This is a genomic window from Commensalibacter sp. Nvir, assembly GCF_963921845.1.
Classification (GTDB): domain Bacteria; phylum Pseudomonadota; class Alphaproteobacteria; order Acetobacterales; family Acetobacteraceae; genus Commensalibacter.
In genome coordinates, this window is record NZ_CAWUGZ010000098.1 from 1 (window position 1) to 4,485 (window position 4,485).

The following is a 4,485-nucleotide window of genomic DNA, read 5'->3' on the forward strand; positions in this document are numbered from 1 at the left end:
GCCAGTAACGATTGAATAAGTATCAACCCTTAATTCAGCTAAGACATTGGCAACAGCTAAGGGATGTACAATATAAGGGGCACCATTATCTCGCAATTGCTTTTCATGTGCTTTCAAAGCAACTTTGAAAGCTTTTTCAACAATTGTTAAATCAGACTCAGAATCATACTCACGTATTTTTCTAATCAGACTTTCACAATCAAGTGCATTATTGCTATTTAATGCAATAGGTAGGTGAATATTTTCCACTTAAATCCTGATAATTAAGTTATCTTCATTATCAAGTATACCTAGAAATACATGAAACTTAAGTAAAAATTACAAATCTTCTTGTTCAGAGCGACGACGATCAATTTCTGACATAATTTGATTAATATTTTCAAAAGAATTTTTTGGAGTATTGCGTCTTTCTTCTTCAATAGACACATCTTGCAAGCCAAAAATATTTTTTTCAGTAGGAACCAAATCAACCACCTCTTCTTCAGCAGGCTCTGGCTCAGGTGCACGCGTTAAAGAGCGAATTAGATCGTTTTGAATTGATTCTAAATTTATTTTTTCTTCTGCAATTTCTCTTAAAGCAACAACAGGATTTTTATCTTTGTCACGGTCAATGGTTAATTCTTCACCTCTTGACAAATTACGAGCTCTTTGGGAGGCATAAAGAACCAAATCAAAACGATTTGGAATTTTTTCAATACAATCTTCTACCGTAACGCGTGCCATTGATATGCAATCTCCAAATTTTTTGACTAAACGCAAATAAATACTCTAGAAATCTGTAAAAATCAAGTATTTCTGTTTCACGTTCGCGACTTGTAAGGTATAATGTGTTGGTCGGGAAGTGCCTCAATTAATTGGTTAACACTTTTATTAAGAACAGGATGCACCCATTGCGGGCAAACATCTCTTAAAGGATAAAGAACAAATTTTCTTAAATGTAAGCGCAAATGTGGAGTCACAAGTTTGGGTCCCTTACAAATAATTTGGCGATTAAAATCTATAATATCAAGATCAAGCGGTCTGGCTTCGTTCCTATAAATCCTTTTTCGACCTGATTTTTTTTCAATATTATTAAGTAGTAACAATAATGCCAGTGCGTCGATTTTTTTTTCAAAAGCAACGACTCCATTAATATAAAAGGGTTGAGATGAGGATGGAATTGGTTTAGTTTTGTACCAAGTTGATATATTCATTGCACATTGCAATTCGAACTGAAGATGCTTAATGGCTTCTTGACACATATCATAGGGGGAGTTTCCCCATTGTCCTGATAAATTGCTTCCTACTGCTATAATAATCATATTTTTCTCTATTATAAAGATTCTGGAAATTTAGCTCTACCAAAGCTAGCTTAGATACGCTATCTGAGACTGAATTAGTTTCAATCTAATTAAGATAATCGTTATTTTACATCGGGATCATTAATATGCTTTTTAAAGAGAATGAGAAAGTTTGCCTATTTATTGATGGAGCTAATTTATACTCCGCTTCAAGGAACCTAGGATTTGATGTCGATTACAGAAACTTATTATCTTTTTTCAAAAAACACTGTAATGTCATTAGAGCTTATTACTATTCTGCAGTTTTAGATACTGAAGAATATTCACCATTAAAACCGTTAACGGATTGGTTGGCATACAACGGCTTTTTCTTGGTAACCAAGAATGCGAGAGAATTTACAGATCCAACCGGCAGAAGACGCGTCAAAGGAAGTATGGACGTTGAACTTACCGTCGACATGATGGAGATTGCTCCTCATATTGACCATGCAGTATTGTTCAGTGGTGACGCAGACCTTAGGCGCCTAGTTGAATCAGTACAACGACAAGGAGTACGAGTTACTGTGGTTTCATCGATAAAAACAAACCCTCCCATGGTTGGGGATGAATTACGAAGACAGGCTGATCAATTCCTTGATTTAGTCACTATTTCACCAGCGTTTACACGACGTACGAACGATACCACTACTCCACAAGAAAACTCTGCCAGTAGTACCGTATACTCGGAATATACTTAGTCAAAAAAAATGCCAACACTTCTTCCTGACCATAACTGCCCGTTGTGCCCACGCTTAGTTGATTATAGAATTTCTAACAAATCCTTATACCCCAGCGGTTGGAATGCCCCTATTCCTCCTTGGGGGGATAAAAATTCTCAACTGTTGATCGTAGGGCTAGCTCCAGGTGTTCGAGGAGCTAATTTAAGTGGCAGACCTTTTACGGGTGATTTTGCAGGAGAACTCCTCTATAACACCTTGATCAAATTCAATTTTGCAAAGGGAGTATACAGAGCAAGCCCCAACGACGGCTTAACGTTGAAAAACTGTCGCATTGTCAACGCGGTGCGCTGTGTCCCCCCCCAAAATAAACCAACAACCCAAGAAGAAAAAAACTGTCGTATTTTCTTAGAGCAAGAATTAGTGACCATGACGAATCTTAAATTTATTCTTGCTTTAGGAGTCGTTGCGCACAAAAATATTTTAACATGCTATGGCTTACCCGGTTCAAAAATAAAATTTAAACATGGAAATTTTTTTATTATAAACCAAAATGTAACTCTTGTGGACAGTTATCATGTCTCTCGTTACAACACGAGCACAAAATTACTTACCACTAAAATGTTCGAAAATATAGTTCAATCTATTTGTAACAAAATTTGAACCATTATTATCCAAACCATTGCTTCACAAGTTTCAATACTATAAATACAATTAATAAAAAAATAGAAAAGGCATAAACAATGAAAGGAGCGATTATTAGTGCTAATTCTATGGTCATTCGTTTTACCTAACTAATGTATTTCGTCAAAAAACTTATTCTTTTTTTCTCCCAATAAAAATGTTGTATTCCCAAGTTCAATAAATATTTAAACGTTCAAAACCCTATTAGCTTTGTTAAAAATTATAGTTTTTATTTAATTTATATTAATAATAAAAGTTATTATTAATAAAGTAAAACAATCATAAACTTAATTACACTAATGAAAATAAACCTCCTTGATTTTATTAAACTGACTCACAAATGGCTCGGGCTTGTTGTGGGTTGGTTTTTATTTTTTATATTTTTATCAGGAAGTATTTCGATATTTGATAGAGAAATTGATCTATGGATGCAGCCAAAGCTTTATGCTTTTTTACCACCAAAATTCGTTACTTTACAAGCCTTTAAACAATCATATCAACAATGGACGTTAATTCGAAACTATCCTAGAAATATAATTATTTTACCGTACGATCGAAATCCTATTATCCGAGTAATGCATTATCAAGATAAAATTTTACAAGGAAATGCTATCGATCCGATTAAAGGAACGCTTATAAAGCTTAGGCAAACTGGCGGCGGTTATTTTATTGACACGTTACACAAAAATTTTTTTTTGGGTCCAGCGCTTGGTAAACCCATTATGCTGTGCGTTGACATTATTTTTATACTAATTTTGGTAACAGGATTGCTCGTTTACCTCTTTCTCTTTTCCAAAACTTTTTTGTTTATAAACCGTAATAGAAAAAAACCTGTATTTCAACGTGATCTTCACACAGTTTTAAGTATTTTTACCTATCCATTTTCGATTATAATTTCATTAAGTGCACTACTTTTTTTTATTCCTGTTTTTTTCTCTCATAAACCCATCTTCAATCATAACCCCTACCCCCATACAACCATTAGTAATCCTGTAACACCTTTGGACTTGAAAAAAATGTCTGATAAGGCATCTATTTATTTTTCAAGATCACCCGAATTAATTAAAATTACACAAAAAACTATAATATTTTATGCCAGAGGCAAAAATTCTCTCTCACATTCAATGAACTTCATCGCTTTCGATAAATACAACCAAAACAAAATCAGCGTTCGACCAGGATCCAACTTTATTCATAGAATAGATCAGCAACTTAAAGGGGTACATTTACTTCATTGTGAAAATAATTTACTTCGAATTGTTGCGTTCCCACTAGGCATGGGATGCACTATCCTTACCGCTATGGGATTACTTTTCTTTTCAAATAAACAAAAAGAGCGATTAGGGGCTGAGACTAAAAATAAATTATTTTTACCCTATAGAATAATGGATGGCATCACCTTAGGTATCATTATGGGGTCATTGCATGCTTTTATTATCTATTTTTGGATGAATAGAATATTATCTGACCATTTAGGCAATCGTCTTGATTTAGAAATAGAAAGCTTTTTTACTGTATTACTCGTTATTTTATGTATTGGTATAGGATCAGCGTTTGGAAATTATATTCATTTGGCATGGAGAAAACTTATGTTTTCATTTTCGTGTCTATGCCTAACTTTACCTTTATTTGAAATAGCTATAAATTTAAATACTGCTGAAATCGCTTTTACGAACGGCTACTATTCTTATTTTGCAATTAATAGTTTTATTTTTATAATCGGATGCATTTTTCTACAATTGCATCGTATCTTATCAAAAGAATAGATTATGTTATTTGTTTTTTTTATTTCCAATATATTAAGC

Annotated in this window: 6 protein-coding genes; 3 read left to right on the forward strand and 3 right to left on the reverse strand. The window is 33.5% G+C overall.

Annotation, left to right across the window (positions count from 1 at the left end):
• The 3 genes from AABE15_RS06310 to folK form a co-directional block, all read right to left on the reverse strand.
• A partial coding sequence (locus AABE15_RS06310) for an HD domain-containing protein (protein ID WP_338330439.1) occupies nt 1-249 on the reverse strand: 249 nt, incomplete at its 3' end.
• A gap of 69 nt (nt 250-318) precedes the next feature.
• Nucleotides 319-723: a DNA-directed RNA polymerase subunit omega gene (rpoZ, locus tag AABE15_RS06315; RefSeq protein ID WP_338330440.1), complete on the reverse strand. Its 405-nt coding sequence runs from the start codon at nt 721-723 to the stop codon at nt 319-321.
• Nucleotides 724-800: 77 nt separating this feature from the next.
• Nucleotides 801-1,301, reverse strand: coding sequence for a 2-amino-4-hydroxy-6-hydroxymethyldihydropteridine diphosphokinase (gene folK, locus AABE15_RS06320; protein ID WP_338330441.1), 501 nt, complete (start codon nt 1,299-1,301; stop codon nt 801-803).
• A gap of 125 nt (nt 1,302-1,426) precedes the next feature.
• Between folK and AABE15_RS06325 the strand changes: the two genes are divergently transcribed.
• The 3 genes from AABE15_RS06325 to AABE15_RS06335 all read left to right on the forward strand — a co-directional run bounded on the left by AABE15_RS06325 (nt 1,427) and on the right by AABE15_RS06335 (nt 4,446).
• Nucleotides 1,427-2,017, forward strand: coding sequence for an NYN domain-containing protein (locus tag AABE15_RS06325; RefSeq protein ID WP_338330442.1), 591 nt, complete (start codon nt 1,427-1,429; stop codon nt 2,015-2,017).
• Nucleotides 2,018-2,026: 9 nt separating this feature from the next.
• Complete coding sequence (locus tag AABE15_RS06330; RefSeq protein ID WP_338330443.1) at nt 2,027-2,659, forward strand: uracil-DNA glycosylase; 633 nt, start codon at nt 2,027-2,029, stop codon at nt 2,657-2,659.
• A 320-nt stretch (nt 2,660-2,979) separates the two neighbouring features.
• Entirely contained in the window at nt 2,980-4,446 is a 1,467-nt protein-coding gene (locus AABE15_RS06335; RefSeq protein ID WP_338330444.1) for a PepSY-associated TM helix domain-containing protein, read from the forward strand.
• Nucleotides 4,447-4,485 lie beyond the last annotated feature (39 nt).

Bases quoted from the DNA above. Each gene is read 5' to 3' on its own strand.
- rpoZ (WP_338330440.1), bottom strand. From the start codon at position 723: ATGGCACGCGTTACGGTAGAAGATTGTATTGAAAAAATTCCAAATCGT.
- folK (WP_338330441.1), bottom strand. From the start codon at position 1,301: ATGATTATTATAGCAGTAGGAAGCAATTTATCAGGACAATGGGGAAAC.
- AABE15_RS06325 (WP_338330442.1), top strand. From the start codon at position 1,427: ATGCTTTTTAAAGAGAATGAGAAAGTTTGCCTATTTATTGATGGAGCT.
- AABE15_RS06330 (WP_338330443.1), top strand. From the start codon at position 2,027: ATGCCAACACTTCTTCCTGACCATAACTGCCCGTTGTGCCCACGCTTA.
- AABE15_RS06335 (WP_338330444.1), top strand. From the start codon at position 2,980: ATGAAAATAAACCTCCTTGATTTTATTAAACTGACTCACAAATGGCTC.